At 47.1% G+C, this 25,286-nt stretch carries 22 protein-coding genes; 8 read left to right on the plus strand and 14 right to left on the minus strand.

The annotated features are described in order from the left end of the window. Positions 1–82 precede the first annotated feature (82 nt). From dusB to V8Z93_RS02860, 4 genes are all read right to left on the minus strand, one after another. Positions 83–1,069 carry a tRNA dihydrouridine synthase DusB gene (dusB, locus tag V8Z93_RS02845; protein ID WP_218420486.1) on the minus strand — a complete coding sequence of 329 codons (987 nt, stop codon included), beginning with the start codon at positions 1,067–1,069 and terminating at the stop codon, positions 83–85. A 213-nt stretch (positions 1,070–1,282) separates the two neighbouring features. Further along, positions 1,283–2,413 (minus strand): DNA-processing protein DprA, encoded by a 1,131-nt coding sequence (dprA, locus tag V8Z93_RS02850; RefSeq protein ID WP_439432339.1) that lies wholly within the window; start codon positions 2,411–2,413, stop codon positions 1,283–1,285. Positions 2,414–2,713: 300 nt separating this feature from the next. Beyond that, positions 2,714–4,006, minus strand: a complete 1,293-nt coding sequence (locus V8Z93_RS02855; protein ID WP_439432340.1) for a DUF2851 family protein — start codon at positions 4,004–4,006, stop codon at positions 2,714–2,716. A gap of 121 nt (positions 4,007–4,127) precedes the next feature. After that, positions 4,128–4,538, minus strand: coding sequence for an acyl-CoA thioesterase (locus V8Z93_RS02860; protein WP_439432812.1), 411 nt, complete (start codon positions 4,536–4,538; stop codon positions 4,128–4,130). A 171-nt stretch (positions 4,539–4,709) separates the two neighbouring features. Between V8Z93_RS02860 and dapB the strand changes: the two genes are divergently transcribed. The 4 genes from dapB to V8Z93_RS02880 all read left to right on the plus strand — a co-directional run bounded on the left by dapB (position 4,710) and on the right by V8Z93_RS02880 (position 8,365). Continuing rightward, positions 4,710–5,471 (plus strand): 4-hydroxy-tetrahydrodipicolinate reductase, encoded by a 762-nt coding sequence (gene dapB / locus V8Z93_RS02865; RefSeq protein WP_119248609.1) that lies wholly within the window; start codon positions 4,710–4,712, stop codon positions 5,469–5,471. Between the two features lie 5 nt (positions 5,472–5,476). Then, the gene (gene lepB / locus V8Z93_RS02870; RefSeq protein ID WP_439432341.1) at positions 5,477–6,925 is read left to right on the plus strand and encodes a signal peptidase I; all 1,449 of its coding nucleotides are present in this window, start codon (positions 5,477–5,479) and stop codon (positions 6,923–6,925) included. Positions 6,926–6,937: 12 nt separating this feature from the next. After that, positions 6,938–7,414, plus strand: a complete 477-nt coding sequence (locus tag V8Z93_RS02875; protein WP_439432342.1) for a S26 family signal peptidase — start codon at positions 6,938–6,940, stop codon at positions 7,412–7,414. A gap of 297 nt (positions 7,415–7,711) precedes the next feature. Next, positions 7,712–8,365 carry a WbqC family protein gene (locus tag V8Z93_RS02880; protein WP_203051449.1) on the plus strand — a complete coding sequence of 218 codons (654 nt, stop codon included), beginning with the start codon at positions 7,712–7,714 and terminating at the stop codon, positions 8,363–8,365. A gap of 390 nt (positions 8,366–8,755) precedes the next feature. On the opposite strand, the gene V8Z93_RS02885 is transcribed toward V8Z93_RS02880, so the two are convergent. The 7 genes from V8Z93_RS02885 to V8Z93_RS02915 all read right to left on the minus strand — a co-directional run bounded on the left by V8Z93_RS02885 (position 8,756) and on the right by V8Z93_RS02915 (position 15,656). Further along, a complete protein-coding gene (locus tag V8Z93_RS02885) occupies positions 8,756–9,520 on the minus strand; it encodes a hypothetical protein (protein ID WP_439432343.1) in 765 nt (254 codons plus the stop codon). A gap of 471 nt (positions 9,521–9,991) precedes the next feature. Beyond that, a complete protein-coding gene (locus V8Z93_RS02890; RefSeq protein WP_234564828.1) occupies positions 9,992–10,249 on the minus strand; it encodes a hypothetical protein in 258 nt (85 codons plus the stop codon). Between the two features lie 60 nt (positions 10,250–10,309). After that, positions 10,310–12,631: a TonB-dependent receptor domain-containing protein gene (locus tag V8Z93_RS02895; protein ID WP_218459618.1), complete on the minus strand. Its 2,322-nt coding sequence runs from the start codon at positions 12,629–12,631 to the stop codon at positions 10,310–10,312. 212 nt (positions 12,632–12,843) lie between these two features. Then, positions 12,844–13,599, minus strand: a complete 756-nt coding sequence (locus V8Z93_RS02900) for a hypothetical protein (RefSeq protein WP_264949701.1) — start codon at positions 13,597–13,599, stop codon at positions 12,844–12,846. 32 nt (positions 13,600–13,631) lie between these two features. Beyond that, complete coding sequence (locus V8Z93_RS02905) at positions 13,632–14,582, minus strand: relaxase/mobilization nuclease domain-containing protein (protein WP_218459620.1); 951 nt, start codon at positions 14,580–14,582, stop codon at positions 13,632–13,634. Continuing rightward, positions 14,579–14,992 (minus strand): plasmid mobilization protein, encoded by a 414-nt coding sequence (locus tag V8Z93_RS02910; RefSeq protein WP_218459621.1) that lies wholly within the window; start codon positions 14,990–14,992, stop codon positions 14,579–14,581. The genes V8Z93_RS02905 and V8Z93_RS02910 overlap by 4 nt, the downstream gene beginning before the upstream one ends. A 184-nt stretch (positions 14,993–15,176) precedes the next feature. Continuing rightward, entirely contained in the window at positions 15,177–15,656 is a 480-nt protein-coding gene (locus V8Z93_RS02915) for a DUF3408 domain-containing protein (protein ID WP_071122670.1), read from the minus strand. 397 nt (positions 15,657–16,053) lie between these two features. On the opposite strand from V8Z93_RS02915, the gene V8Z93_RS02920 reads away from it, so the two are divergent. Both V8Z93_RS02920 and V8Z93_RS02925 read left to right on the plus strand, forming a co-directional pair. After that, positions 16,054–16,365 carry a helix-turn-helix domain-containing protein gene (locus V8Z93_RS02920; protein ID WP_008628599.1) on the plus strand — a complete coding sequence of 104 codons (312 nt, stop codon included), beginning with the start codon at positions 16,054–16,056 and terminating at the stop codon, positions 16,363–16,365. 82 nt (positions 16,366–16,447) lie between these two features. Beyond that, positions 16,448–16,756, plus strand: a complete 309-nt coding sequence (locus V8Z93_RS02925) for a helix-turn-helix domain-containing protein (protein ID WP_008145366.1) — start codon at positions 16,448–16,450, stop codon at positions 16,754–16,756. Positions 16,757–16,993: 237 nt separating this feature from the next. Here the strand turns inward: V8Z93_RS02925 and V8Z93_RS02930 are convergent, their stop codons facing one another. The 3 genes from V8Z93_RS02930 to V8Z93_RS02940 form a co-directional block, all read right to left on the minus strand. Continuing rightward, complete coding sequence (locus V8Z93_RS02930; protein ID WP_264905686.1) at positions 16,994–17,356, minus strand: hypothetical protein; 363 nt, start codon at positions 17,354–17,356, stop codon at positions 16,994–16,996. Beyond that, positions 17,353–18,564, minus strand: a complete 1,212-nt coding sequence (locus V8Z93_RS02935) for a site-specific integrase (protein ID WP_118034277.1) — start codon at positions 18,562–18,564, stop codon at positions 17,353–17,355. The genes V8Z93_RS02930 and V8Z93_RS02935 overlap by 4 nt, the downstream gene beginning before the upstream one ends. 64 nt (positions 18,565–18,628) lie before the next feature. After that, positions 18,629–19,861 carry a phage integrase SAM-like domain-containing protein gene (locus V8Z93_RS02940; RefSeq protein WP_439432344.1) on the minus strand — a complete coding sequence of 411 codons (1,233 nt, stop codon included), beginning with the start codon at positions 19,859–19,861 and terminating at the stop codon, positions 18,629–18,631. Between the two features lie 927 nt (positions 19,862–20,788). On the opposite strand from V8Z93_RS02940, the gene V8Z93_RS02945 reads away from it, so the two are divergent. Both V8Z93_RS02945 and V8Z93_RS02950 read left to right on the plus strand, forming a co-directional pair. Beyond that, positions 20,789–22,399, plus strand: coding sequence for a hypothetical protein (locus V8Z93_RS02945; protein ID WP_439432345.1), 1,611 nt, complete (start codon positions 20,789–20,791; stop codon positions 22,397–22,399). A 210-nt stretch (positions 22,400–22,609) separates the two neighbouring features. Further along, on the plus strand, positions 22,610–25,105 hold the full coding sequence (locus V8Z93_RS02950; protein ID WP_439432346.1) for a hypothetical protein: 2,496 nt from the start codon (positions 22,610–22,612) through the stop codon (positions 25,103–25,105). The last annotated feature ends 181 nt before the right edge of the window (positions 25,106–25,286 follow it).

Genomic DNA, 25,286 nt, shown 5'->3' on the forward strand with positions numbered 1-25,286 from the left:
TAAGTCTTTACAATGTATAGTGCTAAACAAACAATATTAAAAGGGAGATTCCAACGTTGAAGCTTGGAGTCTCCCTTTATGCTTATTCTATCGCCTTGATTCTCTCCCGGCATTCTTTCAATATTTCTTTCAGTTCCTCCACGGTAGTGGCTCTCAGCATGGCGATTCTCGTCTGGCGGAAATCAGGAATGCCTTTGAAGATAGGGGAGGCGGCAAGGTGGCGACGGGTGTGGAGAATGCCTCTGTACTCGTCGATGCGCTCCACGTTGATGCGAAGCTGCTCCTCCAGAAGGTCAATCTTCTCATCTACGGTGAGTGGGGCTGCACCCGTATTATCCAGATAATCACGTATTTCCTTGAAAATCCATGGTCTTCCAAAAGTGGCTCTGCCAATCATCACTGCATCTACGCCGTAACGCTCAAAAGCAAGCTTGGCTTCCTCCGGGGTCGTAATATCGCCATTGCCGATGATAGGAATATGGATGCGGGGGTTGTTCTTCACCTCGCCGATGAGGCTCCAGTCGGCTTCACCCGTGTACATCTGGCTTCGGGTTCTGCCGTGGATGGTGAGCGCCTGGATTCCGCAATCCTGCAACTGCTCGGCAAGCTCGGTGATGATGAGGTTCTCGCAATCCCAACCCAATCGGGTTTTCACGGTTACGGGCACGTTTACCGCCTTCACCACTTCTCTTGTAATATCCAGCATCAGCGGAATATTCCGGAGCATTCCGGCTCCCGCACCCTTTCCGGCAACCTTCTTCACCGGGCAGCCGAAGTTAATATCAATCACATCCGGCTTCGCCTGTTCCACAATCTTGGCAGCTTCCACCATATCCTCGGTGGTTCTGCCGTAAATCTGAATGCCCACAGGGCGCTCCTCATCGCTTATCGTAAGCTTGCTGACTGTGCTCTTGATGCTTCGCACCAAGGCTTCTGCCGATACGAACTCAGTATAAACCATGGCTGCTCCGAATCGCTTGCAGAGCATGCGAAAGCCAATATCCGTTACGTCTTCCATCGGAGCGAGGAAGAGGGGCTGAGGCCCAAATTCTATATTACCTATTTTCATCGTTTTATGAGGAGTTAAAGGAGTTAAGGAGTTAAAGGAGTTAAGACAAATGCTTCGAAAATGATAATCCTTGATATTCCTTCTCCAAAATTTCGGCTGCAAAGTTACACTTTTTTTATGAGAAATTGCCATGATATACAAAAAAACATGAGAATCTCATAACTGTTGTCTTAACTCCTTAACTCCCTTTAACTCCTTAACTCCTCCTTTGATTCACTTTAAAAGATGATACATTCCTCCTGCAAAGGTCTTGATGACTCCCTTCATCTCCAATGTGAAGAGGAGGGAAGTGAGGCGAGAAATGTCGATATTCGTCTTTACGGAGATGAGATTCACTTGCAGGTTGTTGGTCTTGGAGAGGACATCTACGATGAGTTGCTCCTCGGGCGATAACTCCGGGAAGAGGCTGCGCTCGATGCCTTGCTGCTTGGCTCGCATCAGCGTAGCATCATCCTGCCATCCCATATCCTTGATGAAGTCGGCGGCACTGGTGATGAGACCTGCCCCGTTGTTTCTTATCAGATTGTTGCACCCCTCGCTATATGCGTCCCCGATACGGCCAGGAAAGGTAAAAACATCCCTGCCGTAGGCTTGGGAAATTTCGCAGGTGATGAGTCCGCCGCCATGGGCGGCGCTCTCTATCAGGATGCAGGCATCCGACATTCCTGCCACGATGCGGTTGCGGCGCACGAAGTTGATTTTATCTGCATTTGTTTGGGTGAGGAATTCGGTGAGCAAACCGCCTTGCTCTATCATTCTGGCAGCCGTTTCCCGGTGCTGGCGTGGGTAGAGGTCATCGAGACCATGAGCCAGTACGCCTATGGTTTCGTAGCCGCAGGCGAGTGCCTGGCGATGAGCCACGATATCCACGCCATAGGCTAAGCCGCTCACGATGAGCACACGAGGTGAGAGCTGCTTCAAGTCGGAGACGAAGCGGCGGATGAGGTCCTCGCCGTAAGGAGTGCAGTGGCGTGTGCCCACGATATTGATAATGCGCTGCTGGTTGAGATTAGCGTTGCCTTTGTAGAAGAGCATGAGTGGCGCATCATTGCAATCCTTGAGTCGCTGCGGATAGCGGTCATCGTTCATCGTTATCGGTTCGATACCATATCTTATGTCGTACTCCAGTTCTACCTCGGCCCGTTTTCGAGCCTCGTCGCAGTTTTGGATAGCGTTCACGAGTTTATCCGAGGCATCGGGCAGGATGTCTCTCAGGTCGTTCTTATGCTCAAGGATGAGCGTGGCGGAGCCCACCTTTCTATATAGCTCCAGCATTCCTGCAAGGCTGAAATAATTCAGCCTTGTTAGGAGGATAGTATTTAATATTTCCTGTTGGTCTGCCATAATCTTCTATTTTTATCTTTTATAATCTTTTATCTTTTATAATCTTTTACTGAACTTTCGCATGTGGTTCAAGAACGGGCTGAAGGCCCAAAAGCTCCTAGCCCAGGGCATCGCCCTGGGGATAATGGCAATCAGCAAGGCGCCCTGAAAGGGCAAAAGCTTTGTATATTGCCCAGTATTTTAAAGCTTTTGCCCTTACAGGGCGACAAGTTTGTGTCCGTAATTACCCAGGGCGATGCCCTGGGCTAGGAGCTTCTGCCCTTTCAGGGCGTATGGAGCTTACATGCGAAACTTGAGTCTTTATCTTTTCAAGTATTCATATCCAATCCTGCACCTCAAGCATTCCTTCTTGTCGCAGTATTCCTTCTTCAGCTGGATAAGCGCCTGGCTATCCCCGGCGTTCTCCACTTCCAATCCGCACTGCTGCCACATCCTTACTATATGGTTATTCTCAGCCTTCAGCTCCTCCAGGAAATCGAAGGCACGGTCGCAGTATTTCTCCTCACCCCGGTGTCTTCCGTAAGCAAAGAGAATAGGAACCACGGTGTTGATGATAAGCAGGTTCAGCGAGAAAGGAGAGAGGTGCTTCTCGTTGCGGATGCTCGTGCTTCCGAAGGTATAATGAGTTTCCCAATACCCCGTAACGCTGGTGGCAAGCACCTTCTTTGCCTCCTTCACCGTAGAAGCCTCCAGCAGCTGGCTTAATCCCGCACGGCGGTTATAATAAAGATTCGCCAGCTGCGAAATGCGGATATGCGGGAAGTTCTGCGGGCGAAGTCTCAGAAAACGCCACAGCTTGTAATCCATCGGCTGCAGCGAGAACTTGTGCGAGAGATAAAGATACTCATTTCTCAATCTCGCAAAATACCCGTCGTTCAGGGCGTCTTTCTGATATCTTTCGGGAATGGTGTTCAGCTCCAGCAATCCCGCTTGCCCCATGAAGATAGCCTCTATCTGGAAGAGGTCATCTCTGTGATGATCCACCGCCCTCAGAGGCAGTTTCAGCGCCCACTGCTCAAAGGCATCGCCATTGATTCCGAAACCATAGTTTCTGGCCAGAGTCACGAAGTAAGCATTCTCCCAGTCGCCGTTGCAGCGGCGCACACGCTCCTCTATCGCCTCCGTCTTCTGCGAAAGGCGCTCGGTTTGCAGGGCACTCATCCACGAATGCACGGTGAGTTTCGAGAGCGATGGAATAATCTGATAGCAAGGAGGATACTGGTCGATGGTGAGCAGCTCCTGATAGTGCTTCAGCACATGATTCGGAATATCGAGCTGCATCTGAACCAGCAGGGCACCCTTCGAGTTCCGGGCTTCCGTATCGATGGTGCCGCAGACGTGCAGAATCACGTTGTCGTATCTCTCATCCTTGTCGTGGGCATGAAGATACCAGTCGCTCGCCTTGTCGTGAATCTCCACGTTGCCCACCCACAGCGTACCGTTAATCTTGATTTTAGCGTTGAAGAAATCGGGCCCTGCATTGCGGTTGTGCAATCCGGGGTCGATGACTTCCACCTGCCTATGGTCGGTGGTGGAAAGAGGGGAGAGTGGGAAGAGTTTGTGCTTCCACACATAGTGAAGTAGTTGTTCCATGTTGTTTCGGCTTTATAGGGTTTATAGGAATGCCTCTTTCGGAACGCAAGTTCGGAAGCTCGTATGCGGAAGGGGTATTGAAAAATCAGCTGTTAACCTGTTAACTATTAACTCTCAACTATCAACTCCCCCCAAGGTATTTCTCGAATGCCTTGTCGTAATCCTCGCTGTTGCCCAGCCTTCCGTTAATCAGGCAAACCAGCTCAACGGTGGCCTTCAGGCAGAGCTTCTCATCGCTGGCACGGAAGATGTCCTGATGGAAGACATATCTCACGCCCTGCTTCTCCAGCCACAGGCGCGAGAAGAACTCATCATCGCATTGCAGCGGAACCTTGTACTGCAGGTTCATTCTCGCCACCACAGCATCCACGCCCTTGTTGTGCATTTCGGCAAAGCTGAGGCCGCACTCCTTCAGAAAGAGATGGCGGGTATGCTCTAGGTAGTGCAGATAGTTGGCGTTGTTCACAATGCCCTCAATATCGCACTCGTAATCCCTCACTTCCATCTTTGTCTCGAATATGTATTTGCTCATCATTTTCTCCATTTTAGTTACTAAATGAGGCTAAAAGCCCTAAATCACTGCAAAAATAACCAAAATTTTCTATTTATTATAATAATAACCCGTATTTTTCAAGGTTTTTCGAAGAAAAATGTGTATTTTTGCATAAGAAATGAGTAAAAAACAAATAAAATTTAGATAAAGATGAAAATAGCTTTGATCGGCTACGGAAAGATGGGACACATGATCGAGGAGATCGCCCTGCAGCGTGGCCACGAAATCGTATGTAAGATTGACGTGAATAACCCTGAGGATATCGACAGTCCGGAGTTCTGCTCTGCCGATGTTGCCATCGAGTTTACTAACCCTACTGCCGCCTACGGCAACTATCTGAAGGCTTTCTCTCACAACGTGAAGGTGGTTTCAGGTTCCACCGGTTGGATGAAAGACCATAAGGAAGACGTGGAGAAGCTCTGCGCCGACGGCAAGCAGACCCTCTTCTGGGCGTCTAACTTCAGCATCGGTGTGGCCATCTTCTCTGCCGTAAACCGCTATCTGGCAAAGATCATGAACGGATTCCCACAGTACTCCGTATGCATGCAGGAAACCCACCACGTACACAAGCTCGATGCGCCATCAGGCACAGCCATCACACTGGCCGAGGAAATCATCGACAACATCGATAGAAAGAAGGATTGGAAGCGTGGCGTAACCTACTGGACAGAGGATGGCCATCACGATGAGGGCGATGCTAACATCACCGACGAAGATTTGGTTATCAACTGCGTACGCGATGGCGAGGTTCCTGGAATCCACGCCGTGATGTATGATTCAGATGCTGATATGATTACCATCGAGCACAGTGCCCACTCACGCAAGGGCTTCGCCCTTGGAGCCGTTCTCGCAGCAGAGTTCACAGCCAACCATTCAGGTTTGCTCACTACATCAGATTTATTTAAGTTCTAATAAATATGATTGATAAACAGAAACAAAACCTCAATATGAAGGTGCAGTGGGCGAAGTTCGCAGTGGTTCTCGCCCTCTACCTCCTCTTCCTGATATGGGTTGAGAGCTGGCTGGGACTCATCGTGGTTCCGTTCATCTTCGACGTTTACATCACCAAGAAGATTCACTGGCAGTGGTGGAAGGATGAAGAAGGCCCCGTGCGCTTCATCATGAGCTGGGTTGATGCCCTCGTATTCGCCCTCGTGGCAGTATATTTCATCAACCTCTTCTTCTTCCAGAACTATGTGATTCCGTCATCTTCTCTCGAAAAGAGTCTCCTCACGGGCGACTATCTCTTTGTGAGCAAGGTAAGCTATGGCCCTCGCATTCCTGAAACCCCGCTCACCATGCCTCTGACCCAGCACACCCTGCCGCTGGTCAACGTGAAGAGCTACGTGGAGTGGCCTCACTGGGATTACCGCCGAGTAAAAGGCTTGGGCAACGTGAAGCTCAACGACATCGTGGTGTTCAACTATCCTGCCGGCGACACCCTCTGCAACGAGGAGCGCTATCAGGCGAATGATTACTATCAGATGGTTTACTCTATCGGTGACCAGCTCCTGGAGCAGAACGGACAGCAGCAGGATGTGCGCGTGCTGAACCCTTTGCAGCAGCGCCACTACTTCGAAAAGGTGTATGCTGCCGGACGCAACTACATCGCCAGCATGCCGGGCGAATATGGTGACATCATCAGCCGTCCTACCGACCGTCGCGAGAACTACGTAAAGCGCTGCGTGGGCTTGCCTGGTCAGACCCTGCAGATCAAGAACCGCATCGTTTATCTGAACGGAAAGGCAAACAAGGAGCCTGATAATGTGCAATATACCTACAAGATGAAGCTCAAGGGCGAGTTCCCTATCGAGCTTGCCGATGAGCTGGGAATCACCAACGAAGACCTGCTGATGTATAATCAGAGCGGCGTGATTCCACTCACCAAGAAGGCTTACATGGCTCTGAAGGCGAACAAGAACCTTGTAGAGAGCATCTCTATCAACACCGATGCGAGATACGGCGACCTCTATCCGCTCAACGCCTACACCGGCTGGACATGCGATAACTACGGTCCTATCTGGATTCCGAAGAAGGGTAAGAGCATCGCTCTGACGCTGAAGAACCTGCCAGTATATGAGCGCTGCATCAAGGTTTACGAGGGCAACGACCTCAAGGTAGACAGCCAGGGCAACATCTTCATCAACGGCAAGTTGGCGAAGAGCTACACCTTCAAGCTCGACTACTACTGGATGATGGGCGACAACCGCCACAACTCAGCCGATAGCCGCTACTGGGGCTTCGTGCCAGAGGATCACATTGTTGGCAAGCCAATCTTCATCTGGTGGAGCCACAGTCCTGACCATCCGGGCTTCTCAGGCATCCGCTGGAATCGCCTGTTCAACTTCGTAGATAACATCAAGTAATAGAAAGATAGATTGAAAATCGCAGTTAAATTCCTAATAGCTTTAGGCTTGTCGCTGCTCCTGGTATGGGCGGTGCGAACCTATGCATTCACTGTCTTCACGGTGCCCGCCGGGGGTCTCCCTCCGCATTTGGAAGAGGGCAACCGGGTGATAGTGAATAGGATTGACTGCGATTTTTTCAATCGTGGCGAGATAGTGGTTTATGCCGATTCCGTGGCCCTTCCGCTCCGCAACCAGGGCTTCAACCAGAGCAGCAGCCAGGGTTTCAACCATCGCCGCAAGCGAGTAATCGTAGAATATTTCATAGGGCGGATAGAGAAGCTCCCTGGCGATACCCTCTGCATCGGCAAGGCGAGCTACATCATCCCCATGGAGTGCTGCAAGCGCTGCGGCTGCAAGGATTGCCGCTTCTATCTCCTAAAGACGCCTGCCGGTGAGCAGCTGGTTCACAAGCATCAGATGATAGGCAAAGCCTATAAGCTATTTTGAGAATAAACACGTTATTAACTGAACTTTCGTATGTGGTTCAAGAACGGGCTGAAGGCCCAAAAGCTCCTAGCCCAGGGCATCGCCCTGGGTATAATGGCAATCAGCAAGGCGCCCTGTAAGGGCAAAAACTTTAAAATACTGGGCAATGTACCAAGCTTTTGCCCTTACAGGGCGACAAGTTTGTGTCCGTAATTACCCAGGGCGATGCCCTGGGCTAAGAGCTTCTGCCCTTTCAGGGCGTGTGGAGCTTACATGCGAAACTTGAGTAAGAATTAATAAATACATAAGAATAAGAATTTGAAAGCATTATTATCCTCCACCTATTTCGGCCCCATTCAGTGGTATCAGAAGCTGAACCGCTACGACGAGTGCCTGATAGAGCGCCACGAGAGCTTTATCAAGCAAACTTATCGCAACCGCATGCTCATCCCCACCACCAACGGCCCCCTCGCCCTCACCATCCCCACGAACCACAACACATCGCTGGCGATGAAAGACATCCGCATCTCCGACCACGCCAACTGGCGCCATGTTCACTGGAATGCGCTCCTCTCCGCCTACGGCGAGAGCCCCTTCTTCGAGTATTACCAGGACGACATCCGCCCCTTCTACGAGAAGAAATACGAGTTCCTCTTCGATTTCAACATGGAGATTACAGAGAAGATGATAGAACTTCTGGATATCCGTCCCAAGATTTCAATCACCAACGAGTATATTCAGAGCGAAGAACGAAAAGTGAAGAGTGAAGAATTCAACAGCTTTACTAAGCATAAAGTTGAAAGTATCAAGGATTTCCGCGAAGCCATTCGCCCCAAGAAACCGCTCCCTGATGCCGAATTCGAATCGAAGCGCTATTATCAGGTGTATGAGCAGAAATTTGGTTTCCAGCCCAACATGAGCATCCTAGATCTTCTCTTCAACGAAGGAAACGAGGCGATATTCTACCTATAATAATAAGGTAGAGTATCGCCTCGCTGCCTTTAAAAAGCTCAGTTATTCATTTATTTATTACTTGAATTATAGTTAATATCTTGGGTGCAATGGAACTTAAAAAACGAAAAAACGAGCTCCCATCCCCATGGAAACTCGTTTTTTTCATAATTTATTTGTATAAGTAAAAGATGATGATAAAACGTTTCACAACGTCTTTTTGTTTTAACTGATGCAAAGGTACAAACTTTTTGTGTCTTCTTTTCGTAAAGTTTGCCTTTTTGTGGTGTAAATTCTATTATTTTTCCACATAAAAAACAGAATTTACCCCCTGTTTAGTTAAAAATCCACCTTTTTGCGCTATTTTGTGGTAGCAAATCCCCAGAAAAAGTGCCTGAATTTGCTGTTAACTTAGAAATAGTACCCCAGCTTTGCGCGTAAGCCATTGTGATCGATGCCGAATCTATATTTGCCGTCCCATCCTGCCGGCTGCTTATAAGAGGTGCTAATACCGCCAAAACTCACGCCAGCCGACCAGTGCTTGCTGAGCAAGTATTCGCATCCCATTTCCGCATAGACACCAAAGCCATCCATGGTGTTGAAATCATCGTCAGTGCAGGCGTAGCCAAGGCTCAGCACCATATTCCAGATGAAGTGCTTATTCGTCTTGTAGGCCATTTTGTAACCCGCACCCACGAAATAGTTCATGATCACATCGTTGGCATCGTTGCCGAAGCCAGTAGGGATTCCCACCTTGGTTCTGCTGCCCACAGCATTGATGGAGAAGCCCATATAAAAAGGACGGCGGTAGGCGTTCGGCTGCTTCCACAGATTCCACAGATGGGCGTATTCCAGGGTAACGTCGAAGCCCGTAGGCGTTCTGTTCAGGCTTTTGCCGTTAGCCGTAAGAATTTCGTTGCTGAGCCATGAATATCCGCATCCGGCGCTGATGCTGTTGGAAGGCAGGAGATGCTTCTCGTATTCAATCTGGTTTAATTCAGAAAGAGTACCGATAGTATTTCTTTCGGTATTACCTTCCGTAAAACCTTCGGCATTACTTTCGGTGAAACTTTCGGCGTTTTTGGTAACTGCAGGCGAGAAACTCGTCAGGCTTACCCACAACAATAGCGTCGCTGAGGCGCATGCTGCTAATTTTGCTACTGATTTTGAATTCATACGTTTTATCTGTTTATACTAAAAAATAATAGTTAATATCCGGGCGCAAAGGTACAAAAAAAATACGGAAAACCATTTCAATGCGTTAAAGAATCCACTTCAATGCGTAAAAAAACAATTATTCGTTCTTCTATTGAGAACTTGTCCGGGAAAATGATGAAAATGTAACGTTAATAAAACTAACTCGCTCTAAATTGGACTTTGATTGAAAATCAAGAAGTTGGGCGTTTGCCTATATTATATAGGTAACAATATGGAAACGAGCGGACTTCTGCTCGTTTCTGTATTTTGCAATATGCAAAGAACGCCTTAATTCGGGGACAAAGATACGATATTTTTCTAAATATCCAATGATTTACAAGAGGAATTTTATGGAAATTAGAACTTTTGCGTAAAATCTGATGCTTACCAACACAATATGCATCCAAAAACAAACAGCAGGTATTCGGACATAGACTATCCAAATACCTGCTACCACAACGTTCTGTTGCTGACGATGATTCTCACATAAGCTTTCATATACTTTTGCAGTATAGGAGTATTTTGTCCCTGTGTGCTCACAGTGGCTATAGCCATAAAATAGTTACCATCTTCCCTATGTATGAGCTTGGCATTATGGCTCATGATGTCGCAGTTATAAGATGCATTAGCGTTGCCCTCGAAAGATACATGAGCCGACCTTGACTCATCGAAAAGATACAAATACTTGTATGGTACAAACACCTGCATTGCATGGAGTCATGTTGATGTATAATTGTTATTTTTCTCATTTTAAAGAACATCGTAGAATTACATTCTATCCTTCTGGCTTTGACCTGCTCCTGTACCTTTATACTTCTTTTTTGCCACATTAAATCTATATCGGATAGTTAGAGAATATTCACTTATTGAGTAATCATGATGAATTATTTCTCGCATACTTCCGGAGTACATTTTACTATGCATATTCCCTGTACCGAGCAAATCATTAGCATAAAAGAACACTACCATTTTTCCTTTCAGAAACGATTTATATATTGATAAATTCGAGTTGAAATAATTACGGTACATATAAGAAGTTTCATCGTCACCCTTAGTCTGCGCTGTTAGCAGCAGGGAGATTGTACAGAACTTAGTATCTATAGTATTATCAAAACGCACCGTAATCTTTGGATTGTCAAGACCGTGCCCTCCATGAGTTTCCATGTCAAACCATTGCTTGAAGAAATGGAAACGCAAAGAGGGATGCCATATTCCAAATTTGGGACTTGCGGAAAGCGAAGCCCCGATACGATTATATGGTTTCCAATTCACATTTTGTATTAACGCTATATTAGGATTGTCCTTGTACGACTGAGTTAACATCACAATTGGATCAGATACATGAGTATAAATGCCCTCAGCCATAAGCCATTTGTAAGACACCATATAATTAATGTTACGGCTTATTTCCGAGACAAGGAAGGGGTTTCCTGATTCATAAGTATAACGATTATCATACCCTATTCCTGACCGCATATCATAATATGAAGGACGCTTTATTGTAGCTCCATAGCTTAATTGCATTTGGGTTTTTCCTACCGGAAGGGATAATGATAATGAAGGAAGGAGATTCCCATACCTCTTACTTTGTTCGGGGATTCTTTTTCCTTCTTCATAATAATTAAAATCCGTATTCTCATACCTTATTCCCGCAAGGACTCTCAATTGCCCGAATTTCCGTGTATAATCACAAAACACAGAGGCCATGCCCTCCTTGATTCTGTTATCCTGTTTGTCCAATAATCCCATAGGCTGAACATCATACGAACTGTTACGGTTAGTATTAGAGTATTCTCCTCCGAAAGAAAGTTGTCCTTTCCAAAATGGCAAAGTCAATGTCAGCTTGGAAGCAAAAAGCTCATTCTTGGTATTTGTTTTTGTATGTACAGCTTTATCCTGCCAATCGCCTCCATACTCTTGGTACCTTTCAAGGGTATTTACTTTGGAGAAATCTTTGTCCCAAAGCCAATCGGTATTAAAATTTATGTCCACGATGCCTATTTTCCCCATATAATAAACGTTACTACTTGCAAGGCTCATGTTGCCTGGTTTTGCTATGTCACTTGCGGATTCTTCCGTGAAGGCATAATCTTTATATATGGTTGTCGCTATATTGCTTACAGCTTTATTGAACATGCGGTTGAAGTTGAAACTTGCACCTATAAAACTATTATTGCTTATCTGATAGTTAACTCCTAGTCCGCAATATAATTGCCTGTTTCTTATGCTACCCTTAATATCATTGCGTTGATGCCAAACATTGTCAACATAGGTGTTTTGAACGAGATCTTGCTTGATTGAACTTTCAGCGTCTTTAATCTTCAAGACAGTGAATGTCTCAAGACCTTTCTTCTGATAGTTTATGTTCAGTTGCTCATATCCACCAATTCTTGAGTTTTCATCATTTTTCCCAAATGTCCTCGTTTCAAATCCGAATCCATCTTTTGTTCTTTTTTTCGTATTGATACGTATAACCGCCTTAGTGCTTGCAGCATAACGAGCACCTGGGTTGGATATTACTTCAACCGACTTGATGTTGTCCGAACTCAAACGGTCGAGTTCGCTTCTGTCTCTCATCTGTCGTCCATTGATATATATTATAGGCTCGCCACGTCCAAACACCTTGATATTGCCATTTTGTGCAGATACGTTAGGTATGCGGTCGAGCAGATGCTCCATTGTTCCTGCCTTTTCAAGGACAGAACCAACAATAGTAGTCATCATTCCCCCATTTTTCAAAACGGTCTTCGGCAAAGATGATTTTATCACGACTTCATCGAGCATCTTGCTGTCTTCTTCCATCTTGATAACTCCCACATTCTCACCTTTGCAGTCCTTGAAGATTGTCTTATAGCCTACAGAAGTTACCTTGAGGATTCCAACGCTGCAAGGGGAGTCGATAGAAAAACACCCATTCTCTCCACTCACAGCCCCATTGACGAATGTTGAATCTTGACGGTTTAGTAGCACTACATTTGCAAATGCCAAAGGCTCTCCCTTGGCATCTACAATCTTTCCTGAAATGTTTTGCGCCATCATCTGGGACATTGCCCAGAAACACACGGCTATTGTCATGATAAGCTTTCTCATAATACAACTTTTTAATCAAATATACTTTTTCGTAAATGTGGTCAAACATTTATACTAACGAAAGCAAACTGCAATTATTTGCCTCATTTTGTATTCCAGGTGCAAAGATATAAAGGCTTTTTGAAACAACATAATTTTAGGAGAATATTTAAATTACGTTAAACAATGTTGTATATGCTTACACTTTGCATAATAATACAAAAATTACGTTTTCATTTACTTTTCTTACTGTTTATCTGCATTTTTATCCTATTTGATTCATCAATAAGTTGTCTTGCTATACTATCTTTATATGATGCTATCTCAACCATTTTGTGGTAGTGATAGACGGAATCTTCATACACATCAACTTGGGTTCTTAATTTATCAATTATGTCTTCGTCTCGTTGGACATTGAAATGTTTTTCGATGTAGCGAATGTTCGGATCGTTAGATGGAAGCACCATCTTCAATGCCCTATATTTCAAGTCTGCCTCCTCCCAATCTTGGTGCTCTCGCCATTGGGTGAGATTGCCCCAAATGGAGAGGACAAGAGACAGAGCCAAGCTACCAATGAAAAGAAGAACTTTCTTTGATGTAGGCTCAAAGCGATGGGTTACAACCTTCTTTTGAGGTGATTTGTTCATCACTTCAAGTTTGGCCTGCAATGCCTTCGAGGAAACATCATTCTCTTGTCTCATCTGCTTGACTGCATCAACCAAGAATTTGCTTCGCTGCTTATTTTTGCCAAGTTCAACCTTAATAAGGTCAGCAAAAACGACAATGGCATCTCTTAATTTGGATATTTTACCTCTGACTTCCTCTTCTTTGATAAACATCGCATTGATTGACTTATCCAACTTGGTTATGTCATTACTTGCAGGAACGGTTTCCGCTCCTGCGTTCTTTGTGGAGGCAGAAAGTTCATCGACTTTCTGCTCCAATCTCTCAACTGTGCCATAGATGGCTTCCAATAGTTCTTCTTTCATGTTCGATTCTAATTTTAAGTTTGTAACTTGCATCAAAGGCTGAAGCCCTTTCTGCGTTTTCTCTTTTTCTTCTTGGCGGATTCATCCTCTGGGAATGGCTCATAAGTTTGGGCATTAGACGGAGCGAACAAGCCGATGGAAGAAATACCACTCCAAGGGTCTTGGGTATGTTCTGCCGTTGGTTGAGTCTGTTCTACTTGGTGACAACTTAGTTGTCCTCCCTGCATAGATTCGGCTCTTGGCGATACACGATTATACTCTGTGCCAAGTCTTGCATCCAACCTGACAAAGCTGTATTCTCGGCTAATCTGCGTACCCTTGAAGCTATATCCATCCTTGCAGAAACGGATGCCTTGAACCTTGGTTTGCTCCTTATCCTTATAGACAAACTCTAAGTGAACACCTCGTTTTGCAAGTTCACTTTTGAACTCGTCCCAGCTATCTGCCATTCTCAATGCGCTCTTTACAGCATTGTGAATCTCATATTTGGCTCGCTCAGCATTGCGTAACTTGCGAGTATTAGTATTGCTCTTGTCCGTTCCGTAGGTAAATCCATACTTGGATTTAAGAGCCTTGGTCACTTGCTCATTACGCCTGTAATCATTCCTGTCTGATATGAGCTTGCCCTCGTTATTGATGCGGTTATACACGATATGACAATGTGGATTGTCGGTGTTGTGATGCCTTACGATGATGAATTGGGTATCGTTGATACCCATCATCTGCATGTATTCAAGGGCTATCTTAGCCATGAATTCATCCGTTAAACGTGGCTTGTCCTCTGGCTTGAAGCTCAATGCAATGTGTCCCACAGGCTTCTTAATCCTTGGATTTAGCTGTCTTTGCAGCTCAAAACTTTGTACTATCTCGGCATTCGTGCCGAGCAAAACACCATCGGAAGCAAGGATTTTCGCCTCGTCCTTGCCTGTCACATAGCGGACGCAATCACCAAAGGATGCACCTTTCTTTAGCTTGCCTATCATGTGGTATCCTCCTTTCTGCCCATACTGCTTGGCTTCGGTTTATAACTTGCTTGGCGATACTCGCCAAGGATTTCTTTCAATCTTCTCAACAAGTCCACCACATATACATGGGTTTCATGGAAACCTCTCTGATGCGACAGCTTGGTAAGTTGGTTGAGGTTGTTCGCCATGCCAATGAGGTTCTTGGCGATGGCTACCGTCTCTGCGTTGTGTCCGCTGACCACCTCGCCATTCAAGGCGGACTCACGGATGTACTCCGCCAACTTGCGGTTGGCTTTTCTCGCCCTCAGCCTCAGAGCCTCGTAGCTTGGCTTCGAGAACTTTACCGTGACAGACTTCGACAGCTTGCGAACCCTGCCCGTGGGCGGTCTTCCGCCCTTTCTCTTGTCCTGTTCCTGTATGCTTGTCATTCGATACACTGTTTATAGTTTGTACACTCACTTTCTGCGACCGTTGGGAGCAAAATTCCTCCGCCCTTATGGTGGAGCGAGGCGTTTTGGGGTTCCCAAAACATAACCTCGCTCCCTCTCATAACACGTTAGTTGGAACTACTGCCTTTCAGCTATCCACGTCCAAGGTCGCAGACCTTAATTCTCACAATTTGCGCCAAGCCTCGAAGTCCTCTTCATAAAGGCTTAGGTGGTGGCGCACGATGTTCTCGATGATGCCCGATACGCTCATGCGCCTTCCTCCGAGGATGCGGACGACACGATCAAGACGGTCTCGTACATCGGAACTGACGAAGACTGGCTTGCGGTCGTCAATCCTTGGAACTTGGAGGAAGGTCTGCTGATACTCCTCTAATGTCGCCTTGCGCTGCTTGCCACTGATGCGCTTCTGCGGATTCGGTGGCGATTGAACCTCGTTCGTAAGCTCGTCCTCCATGTTGGAGGTTGTTGCAGCCACATTCTCTGTCACAACTTCTAAATCGGAGTTCTCCACCTCTTCAAAGAAAGAGCTATGTTTTTGGGCATAGTCTTTACCATAAGTGGATGGGTGAAGCGAAGCCATCACCTCCTGTGTCATTTTCTCCTGCTGTTCAGGAAACATTTTCGTTTCTTTTGTTCTTGCCATAGCTTATGCTGTTTTATTTGTTAGTATAGTGGTCACGGTTTGCACCATTGACCGATTGTCGGGTGCAAAGTAAGTGTACTGAGTGCAGCCATGCAACTGATTGGGTGTAACGTGGCAATTTAGTTGTGGCTTGCTTATTTGCATACCGAGATAGTTGTGAGAACTTCAACGTATTTCTCAACTCATCATTGTTCATGTATTCGTTGCAGTCGTGCAAGTTTTTCTTGTTGTTTTTGGCGTTGAAGTCGGCAAACCCCGGCAACATACTGCCACAGAAATTGAAAACGCTTGTTTTTAGATTGCCGTGCCTTATCTTTGCACTCACAAACGTGGAGCACTGCATATGCGTGGAGCTTTGCGACATATAACATAGTATTAACTTAGAAAAAAGAAAAGTATGGGATTCATCGTATTCGAGGAAGAGGCATTCAACTATCTTGATGCCCAGTTGGAGAACTTCGTGAAGCGCATGGACAGAATCCGTGAGCGCAGTGAGGACAAGACCATGAACAAGTGGCTCGACACGCAGGACGTGTGTCAGACGCTCAACATCTGCCCACGGACAGTGCAGACGCTTCGGGACAACGGAACTTTGGCTTATACGCAAATCAGCCACAAGACCTACTACAAGCCGGAGGACGTGATGGCTATCGTAGCAGTAGTGGAGGACAGGAAAAAGGACATGCGCTTTCGCAAGCGCACAGGTTAGGCTGTCAATATACAACAGCCACTTTATCCAATGCAGCAAGTAAACCGAGTAACGTAAGTATCAACAATAAAACGAGACAACTATGAGCAATGAAGTAATGACAAGAAACAGCGAGTGGATGAACCACATCGTGAACCACCTCAACCGAATGGTTGACAATTTTGAACGTGCCGTGATGAACTACCGCCCCATGCTTGGCGGTGAGCGCTTCATGACGGACAAGGAGCTTTGTGCCAGGCTGCAACTGAGCCGAAGAACCCTGCAGGACTACCGAAACAACGGTGTCATCCCGTATATCCAGCTTGGCGGAAAGATACTTTACCGCGAGTCCGACATTCAGAAGATTCTGATGGCTAACTATCGTGAGGCGTACAGAATGAAGGGCTTGTAGGAGAAATACATGTCCTTGATGAGTGGGGTGAAATGAACAAGGCGACAACGTATAACTTACCGAGCGTGGTTGTTATAGGTTGTCGCCTCGTTTTATTGGCTATACCGAGTTGGTCGTGTTTGCCGGGTGTTCTCCGTATGGTCTGTATAAAATCTAATACTATGCTAAAACACTGCGGTGGTTCGCCCAAGTGGCTGGAGGCGCAAAGCCTCCAAGGAACGTTGCTTTATGGCAGGTCTATGCCATTGTGTTCTCTGTAAAGATACAGACCAGTTTAGTGTGGCTTGTCTTCCTGCCGATGACGGACTGCATGATGAACTCCCGAAAGGCTCTGCTCTCAATGCTGTCAATACGGAAGGCTACCGCAATGACGAGTTCAAGGCTATACACATCATAGCTGATGCGGTCGTTCTTCCTGACATGACGGCGTACACCCTGCTCTTTCAGAATGCCGTCCTTGAATACAGCCTTGACTGCCTTGCGCACATAACAGCCGAATATATTATACATGTCGGCAATCTCCTGCATGGTCATCCATACAGTATCGGTCGGCATGGATACCGTTCCGCTCTCGCTGATAGTTATAACTCCTCTGTTCATTTTCCAATAGTTTTTTCGTTCGATAATCTGTTCCTTTCTCGCTTGGCAATAAGCTTATCCATGTCATTTGAAATCTTCTGCTCCGTCACCTGCGCATAGACCTGTGTGCTTGTAATGTCTGCGTGTCCCATCATCTTGGCTATGCTGCCGATGGGAATGTCCTCGTTGAGCATCAAGACTCCGAATGTATGGCGGCTGGCGTGGAATCCCAACTTATTACTTATGCCAAGCACCATTCCAAGGGTATGCACATCAAGATAGATGTCTTTCTTCTCACCCAGTGGGAAAACAGGCTTGCTGTCGTCCGTGGTATTGTAGAGCGAAAGAATCTTCTCGGCTATCGGATGGAGCGGCACGAAGAACTCCACGCCTGTCTTCTCTCTTTCCTTGCGGATGAACTTCCTGCCATCGGAGTTCTCACTGATATGGTGAGGGTACAGTTTCTTTACATCTATATAGGATAAGGAGGTGAGCGAGGCAAAAATGAAACATCTGCGTGCAAGCTCCGTTCGCTCGTCAGCCATCGGGGTAGAGAGCATCTTGATGAAGTCTGCCTTGCTGATATGGGTCATCTTCGGGGCTGCCTTCTTCTCATACCCTATCTTGGCTATGGGATTGAAGCGGATAATGCTCCTGTCCACTGCCTTGTACATCAACATGTTCAGCCAGAGAAGGCAATGGTTCACGTAGCTGTCGATACGTCCCTGGTCTCGTTTCAGGAATAGCTTGTATTCCTCCCCGAAATTCTCGTCTATGTCCTCAAAGGCGATGTCGTCCTTATCCAATGAATGGACAAAGGCTCTCAGGTTCTTCTGCCATGTCCGCTTGTGCAGAAAGGTTTGTCTGGCTTTTGAGGTTCGATACCATTCCACGATGGTATCACCAAAGTTCAGCAAGAACCTTCCTGTCGTGTCCTTGTCCTTCAACACAGCCTTCAGCATTTCCACGGTGATGATGCCGTTGGTGGTAAGAAGTGAGTTGTATTTATCCTTGACCTCAGCAAGGAAACTTGCCAATCGTCCGTTGTCCCTTGCGTTCCGTACCTCTCCCTTCTTGGCGTTCCACTCCTGTGGGGTACAGGATATGCCTGTGGAAATGGCTGCACTTTTGCCGTCAACGGTGATGCGGCAAAGTATGTTGGCTGTTCCGTCTGCCTTCACCTTCTGTCTGTTGATGTAAGGCAAAATTGAAAATGTACTTCTGCTCATAGTTGTTGTCCTTATAATATAATAATGTAGTTGAAACTGTAAAAAGAAAAGTTGAAAGCCTTGTTCATAATGCGAGAACGAAGTCCTTCTCGGTTGCAGCGATGAACTTGTCCATGTCCTCAAACAGCTTCTTTTGGGTTACTCTCGCATACCGCTGCGTCATCTTCACATCCTTGTGACCGAGCATCTTGCAGATGGTCTCCATCGGCACACCAGCCTCCAGCGTAATGAGGCTGGCGAACGAGTGTCGTCCCGAATGGTAGGAATAGGTCTTGCTCGTTTCCGCCAACTTGCAGATGGTGATGAGGTCGATACGAACACGATTCGTGCTCAGCAATGGGAAAAGGGTATCTCTTGCCCCGTCCTCGTATTTCGCCATCAGCTCCAACGCCTCGGGCAGGAGTTTCACCCTGGCAAGTGTTCCGGTCTTCTTGCGGTTATAGATGAGCCATTTGTCGCCATCCTCCAACACCTTGACATTGGCTTTCGTGATGGAAACGGTGTCTATGAAGGCTGTTCCTGCATAGCAGGCGAAAAGAAACATGTCACGGCTAACGGATAGTTTCGGCTTGTCTTCGGGCAGTTCCGCATCACGGATTTTTATGAAATCAGACATGCTGAGAGCCTTGGGTGTCGTAACCCTTGGAGTGCCAACCCGATAATGGGCGAACAGCAGGTTCTTGCACAAGCCTCGCTCAAAGGCGATGCGGCACATCTTCTTGAAGAGCGACACATAGATGGTGATGGTTCCTGATGAAAAGCCTTTCTCGTCAAGCAAGTAATGGTGAAAATCACTGATGAAAGGCTCGGTCAGCTGTCCGAAAGCAAAATCAGTCAACCTATACTTCTCCCCGATGAACTCAGCGAGATTCTTGCGAATCTTTCTGTAAGTCCAGACACTGCTCTTCGACATATCGATGCCCTCATGGGTGCTGAGTTCACTGATATGCTCGTCCACGAAGGAGAGAAGGGTGGTCTGTGTCTTGACGCTGCCCTGCAAAGCCTCCTTGACATCCTTAGCCTCGAAGTCCGTTCTCTTTTCCACAAGCATATCGAAAGCCTTTTGGATGGAAAGCAACAACTGCCCGATGTCCTTGTTGGTTTCCACGGCTTCCTTGCTCTTGCCCTCCAATCGGCTGGCACGAGGATTCCAAAGCGATGGAGTGCAAGACAACTTGCAGGAGAACTGCGCCATAGTCCTGTTCACCGTGATGCGTCCCATGATGGGAGCTTTTCCATTCTTGTCCATTCCGCTCTTTTTTAGGTAGAGCAACACCTTGAATTTTTCTATTTTCATAACGCTTACATTTTGAGTGTGCAAATATAATCATTTTGTAAGCGTTCCTTGATACGCAAATCATTGAGAATCAGTGCAATAAAATCCGTTGATGCACAAAGTTGCCTTTCCGCATTGTTACCTGCTTTGCATAGGTAACTGTGGCTCACGATTTAGTAACTGAACTACTTCAATATTCCTCACTCGCTTGCTTTATGCCGATTTGGCAACTTTGTGCAAATCTACTCATTCCCAACTGTTTACGTTCCAACCTCTTTTATTCTCCTTTGGCTGCTTTAGAGCTTTATGTTAAAAAACCTAACTCATAGTTTCCTATCCCATAACTCATAGCTTTCTGCCTGGGAAGTCATAGCTTGAGCCTTTCTTGTCCTTTTTCTAGCGATAAATGATGACCGGCCTTAGGTATCATTTATGACCATCCTTGGTCTTCATTTATGACCCGTTAAAGCCCTTATTTGAGCCCTTGCTTAGGCCCTTATTAAAGCCTGTTTAGCCCTCATCTCCCGTTCCCATTTTCCTCCCTCATCAACCAGGTAGAGTTAACAGGTTAACAGTTAACACCCCAAAAATGCATACTCCACCTCCCACACATATATAAAAATAAGTATATATATATTTAAATATAATAAGGTACGCAAGGGGGAGGTAGAAAAAACAGCTGTTAACTGTTAACCCTGTTAACCCCCTTGTCTTTCTGTTTTCTTCTCTTTCCCTTTTCTTTTCCCTTTTCCTTTTCCTTTCCCTTTCCCTTTCCCTCTCTTATCATCAGTATCTTTTTTAAGCTCGTATTTTTGCAGTTTTTAGAGAGAATGCTTGGTGGTCTCCTCGAAAAACAGTACTTTTGTGGCAAACTTAGAAACGACAGTGAAAACTGCATGGTGCAGTTCTAACTGCACAATAACTTATAACAGCATAAAATAAACAACTATGAAGATTCTGAAATTCCACATAGTAGGACTCACTCACAATGATGTGAAAAATTGCGAGGTACAGTATGCCAAGGAAGCTGTGGGCAAAACCCTCTGTTTAGTGCCCGATGATGCCAATCCCTTTGATTTGCTAGCCGTAAAGGCTTACGAAGGGCAGAAGTCTATAGGCTTTGTCTCGGCACTCGAAGCCGAGGATGTAAGAGCTGCCATCATCGCATCGGGAGATAGCAGCCTGCGCACCCGATGCATGGCTTGCGACAGCAAGGAAGAAAACGGTAAAACCGGGCTTTATCTCGAAGTAAAAGCACTGGTAGATGCTACCGATGAGGAAATAGAACAGGCACGCATCAAAATTTACGACGACAGAATGTATGAAGACTGGCGCTACACCGGACCTATCTACACCATCGATAAACTGGTTAGATTTAGCGATTCTACCTTGATGCTGGAAGGCGTAATCAACCGCATTATCAAAATTCAGAAGCAACTGGCAGGAAAGAATGCTGGGGTGAACGGGCAGGCTGAAGAGCAGGATGGAGAGATGATGGCGATGCTGCAGGAAGAACTCGATAAAGACCTGCAAGAGGCAAGAGAGCGACTGGTAGCCTTCCTGGAAAACCAGCGAAGTGATTATTCGAGAGAAATGACCCAGGCGCGCAACCGACTGCTCAAGAAACTGGGACAGATAAAGGATGATGAACTGCAGAAACTCAGAGCCGTTCTGCTCACGGAGATGGGATTCATCACCAGTTCGAAATATCGAGAGAGTGCGGCGAAGAGCTTTTTCATAGATACGCCGATAGCTATCAAGGGGAAGCCAAACGGGGCTTACGATTATGAGGACCAGATAGACGAGATAGAGCACCAGCTGGGGGCATTCCCCTTTAACCTTTATCGTGTGTTCAAGGCCGACCCCGTGGATTTCCTGCGCCAGGTGTTCTACAAGCGAGTGCCCAGAAAGATGATGATTCCCCTGCTTTCGGGCATCATTCTGATGATTAAGAGCGGCAGGGTGAATGATGTGAAGCAGTGGGGGAAACACGGCGATGTGGCATCGCTGAAGGCGATGAAGGCGGTGGGTGCCAAGCCTTCGAACGAAGTGAAGAAAGAGAAATTCATGCGATTGGTTGATTTGATAATTCCGAAGATAGCGGTTTATAAGAAAAACGGCTGTCCTGAATTGCTGGTGAAAAAGCAATCCGACTGGTTCCCTGTGTTCCGACTCTTAAACGGGTGGGGGCTATTCGATATGGGAGCTCCTACAGCCTTCTGTAAACATCTGGCCCACCTGTATGAAAAACTACCTCCGGAGAATACGGAGCGTGCTCCGCTCTGCAAATGGAAGGATCTTGCGCAGGTGAAATCTGCACCTTTCGAATATGCGGCTCTGGAATGGTGGAAACTTGATTCAGGTGGGTTGGGCTCGATAAGCTTAGAAAGATTCAATCGTTATTGCGATATTGTGAATACTTTCAAGAAGATTTTGGGAGAAACAGCCTGTTCGGAGAATGTGAACTTGAGGGAAATCTTGCCGAAATTGGTGGATAAGAAAGTGCCAACCTCGAACACCATGAAAGATGACGAGATGATGGCGAGAGATGGTAGTTAGCGGGGTATTAATATATCCCCGCTTATACCCCTCTTATACCCTTTGTTTATACTTTTATACCTTTTTATACCCCTCCTTATACCCCTGCTTTTTTATTCCAGAAAAAACTTGTAAACGGCTTTTTTTTTGTTTATCTTTGCATCGCTTTTCGGAAGAGAAGTGGCTGGTTTTCAGTATTCCAGTCATTGTTTAACATAAAATAATATTCAAATGGTAAAAAACAATCTTTCTTTTGATGAGTGCAAGCAGATGAGCAGCCGTCTCGTCGCCATGAACCCTAATCGCAATGCGAACATGGGTAAGATTTCTACTTTCCTCCTCGATTACTACACCGAGCTTACCAAGCAGCCTTGGCTCGCCCAGCTCGTAGGGCAGATTCGCGACCTCACTGCCCAGCAGGAGGAGATGAAGGCGGGCGAGGCCTACAAGCAGCTGGATAAGCAGGTGGGCTTCCTGAAGAAGCAGTTGCCGTTCCGCTCGCCTCACTACTTCCATTTCATCGACGACCATCGTGCCCAGAAAACCATTGACCCGGAATCCTTCACCTTCCAAACCACCGTTGATATCGATAACCCGGAGGAGGTAGAGACGGCGGTGAAGAATGCCCTGCTGTTGAATGGGATGTTTGATGATGCAGAGGAGAAGCTCTTCCGTGAGAAGATTTTCTCTGCCGATGACATCGAGCTTTGGAAGGGAAAAGTGCTTCACGTGGAACGTTCGGCTCGCAACAAGGCGCACATCGATATCCGTATCCCGGTGGGAATGACCATCGCCGAGGCGCAGAGTGCCTTCTGCAAGCTCATCCATGCCACCGAAGACCCTAGCTGCGTAACTCCCGAGCGCATCATCTTCATCACCGATGCAACCAGCCAGATCTATACAGCCGACGACTGGTACAAGCGCCTGGACGAGGAGGCCGTGGCAGAATATCGTGAGGCTTATAGAAAGAGAGGATTGGATATCGACGGCCGTCCGCTGGATATTTCTTCATCATCATCATCTTCTGCCGCTCCAACCGTAGATTTCCAGCCGATAGAGAGCGAGGAGGAGAAGGCGAGAAAGGCAGCCAATACTGTGCAGTATGAACAGACCTACGAGGGCATTCCTTACGAGGTGATTGTGAAGGAGCTGGCGGCGCAGATAGGTCCTGATCCGGCTACGGGCAATCGCAACAACTTCATCTACAGAGAGGCGCTTTATCTGCGTTACATCTGCAACAACGACCCCGAATGGATCAAGCAGGTAATCCTTATCTATGGCGAGGACGAGCAGAAGGCTTTTGCTACCGTGGACAGTGCTTGCAAGGTGGCTCAATCTGCCGTAATGCCAGAAAAGGTGAAGGTGGCGATAGAATTTGCCCGCAAGAATTATCTGGCTCAGCAAGCCACCGAGAAGGCGGGAATCTACGCCGATGTTCCCCCTCAGATGCCTGTCAAGCTGCCTAAGCTCGTGAAGCTGCTCACCAGCAAGGTGCCTGCCGATTTCAAGCCAGCCGTAGCGATGGCGGTGTTCCCACCGCTTGCCGCCCACCTCAAGGGCGTAAGCTTCAGATACACCGATAACCAGGTGCACGAGCCGGCGATGATGAATCTGCTGGTGGCAGCGATGTCTTCGGGCAAATCGCTGGTGAACGGTCCTATCGACTGCATCATCGACGACCTGGTGCAGATGGATAAGGTGAACCGCCAGAAGGAGCAGGACTGGAAGGACGAGGTGAGCACCATGGGCGACAACAAGAAAAAGCCGGTGCGCCCGGAGGATATCTGCATCCGCATCGTTTCGCCCGACCTTACCCGTGCCGCCTACATTCAGCGTCTCGACGATGTGCAGAAGGCTGGCGACGGCTTCCTCTACTGCAAGATGGACGAGGTGGATATGCTCAAGAAGTTCAACGACCCTAGTCAGCTGATTCGCTGCTGCTGGGATTGCTCGCTGGATGGCCAGGAGCGTGTGGGCGTAAAGAGCGTTACGGCGCAGGTGAAGACCCGTTTCAACTGGAATGCTTCGAGCACCATCGCCGTTACCCAGAAGTTCTTCTCGGTAAGAGAGGTGGCTGATGGTGCCGTGAGCCGCTTGTCGCTAGCCACTATCATCCGTCCCGATTTCGCTCCGCGTCCGGTGGTAGGCGAGTATGATGCCCTGTTCAAGGCGCAGTTGGCTCCTTACATTCATCATCTCAACGGCACCAGCGGTTTCAAGGATTGCAAGAAGGCGCGACTGCTCATCGAGCGACTGGAGAATGAGATTATGGAGACGGCTCAGCTGGCTTACAACAAGCCATACGCCGAGTTTGCCAAGCGTGGTTTGGCGAATGGTTTCCGCCGTGCGATGGTGCTTTATCTGGCTAACGGCGAGAAGTGGGAGAAGCCGATAGAGGATTTCATAGAGTGGAGCGTGAAGTATGATTTATGGTGCAAGATGCGTTTCTTCGGCAATCAGATGCAGGAGGCGATAGATGCCGACAGTCGTATGGTTTATCATGCTACGGGTGTGAGCAATCTTCTGCTCTTTGTTCACGATACGTTTGATAAGGTGGAGATTCAGCGTGTGTGTCAGATTCACGGCACGAAGACGAAGCTTGCCATCTTGCTGTGCAACTGGAAGAAGCGTGGCTTCATCGTGAAGAACGAGGATGGCACCTTCTCGAAGACGGCTAAGTTCATAGGCAAGTATGGGCATTATGGAACTCCGGGAATGGCAGCGTAGAATAGATTAGGAGGGTGTGTCATTATTCATCGGATTACGCAGAATAAACGGAACTTTAACCGCCTTCCTCGGATTACTCACGGATTTTAAACGGAAACTCGACCTGGCGGTCGTGGCGATACCCCCTAAAGCTGGAATGCGAATGCGCTAGCCCAATGGCCGTAAGGCCAAATCCGTTTAA

It is taken from the genome of Segatella copri, from assembly GCF_051861805.1.
GTDB lineage: Bacteria > Bacteroidota > Bacteroidia > Bacteroidales > Bacteroidaceae > Prevotella > Prevotella copri_M.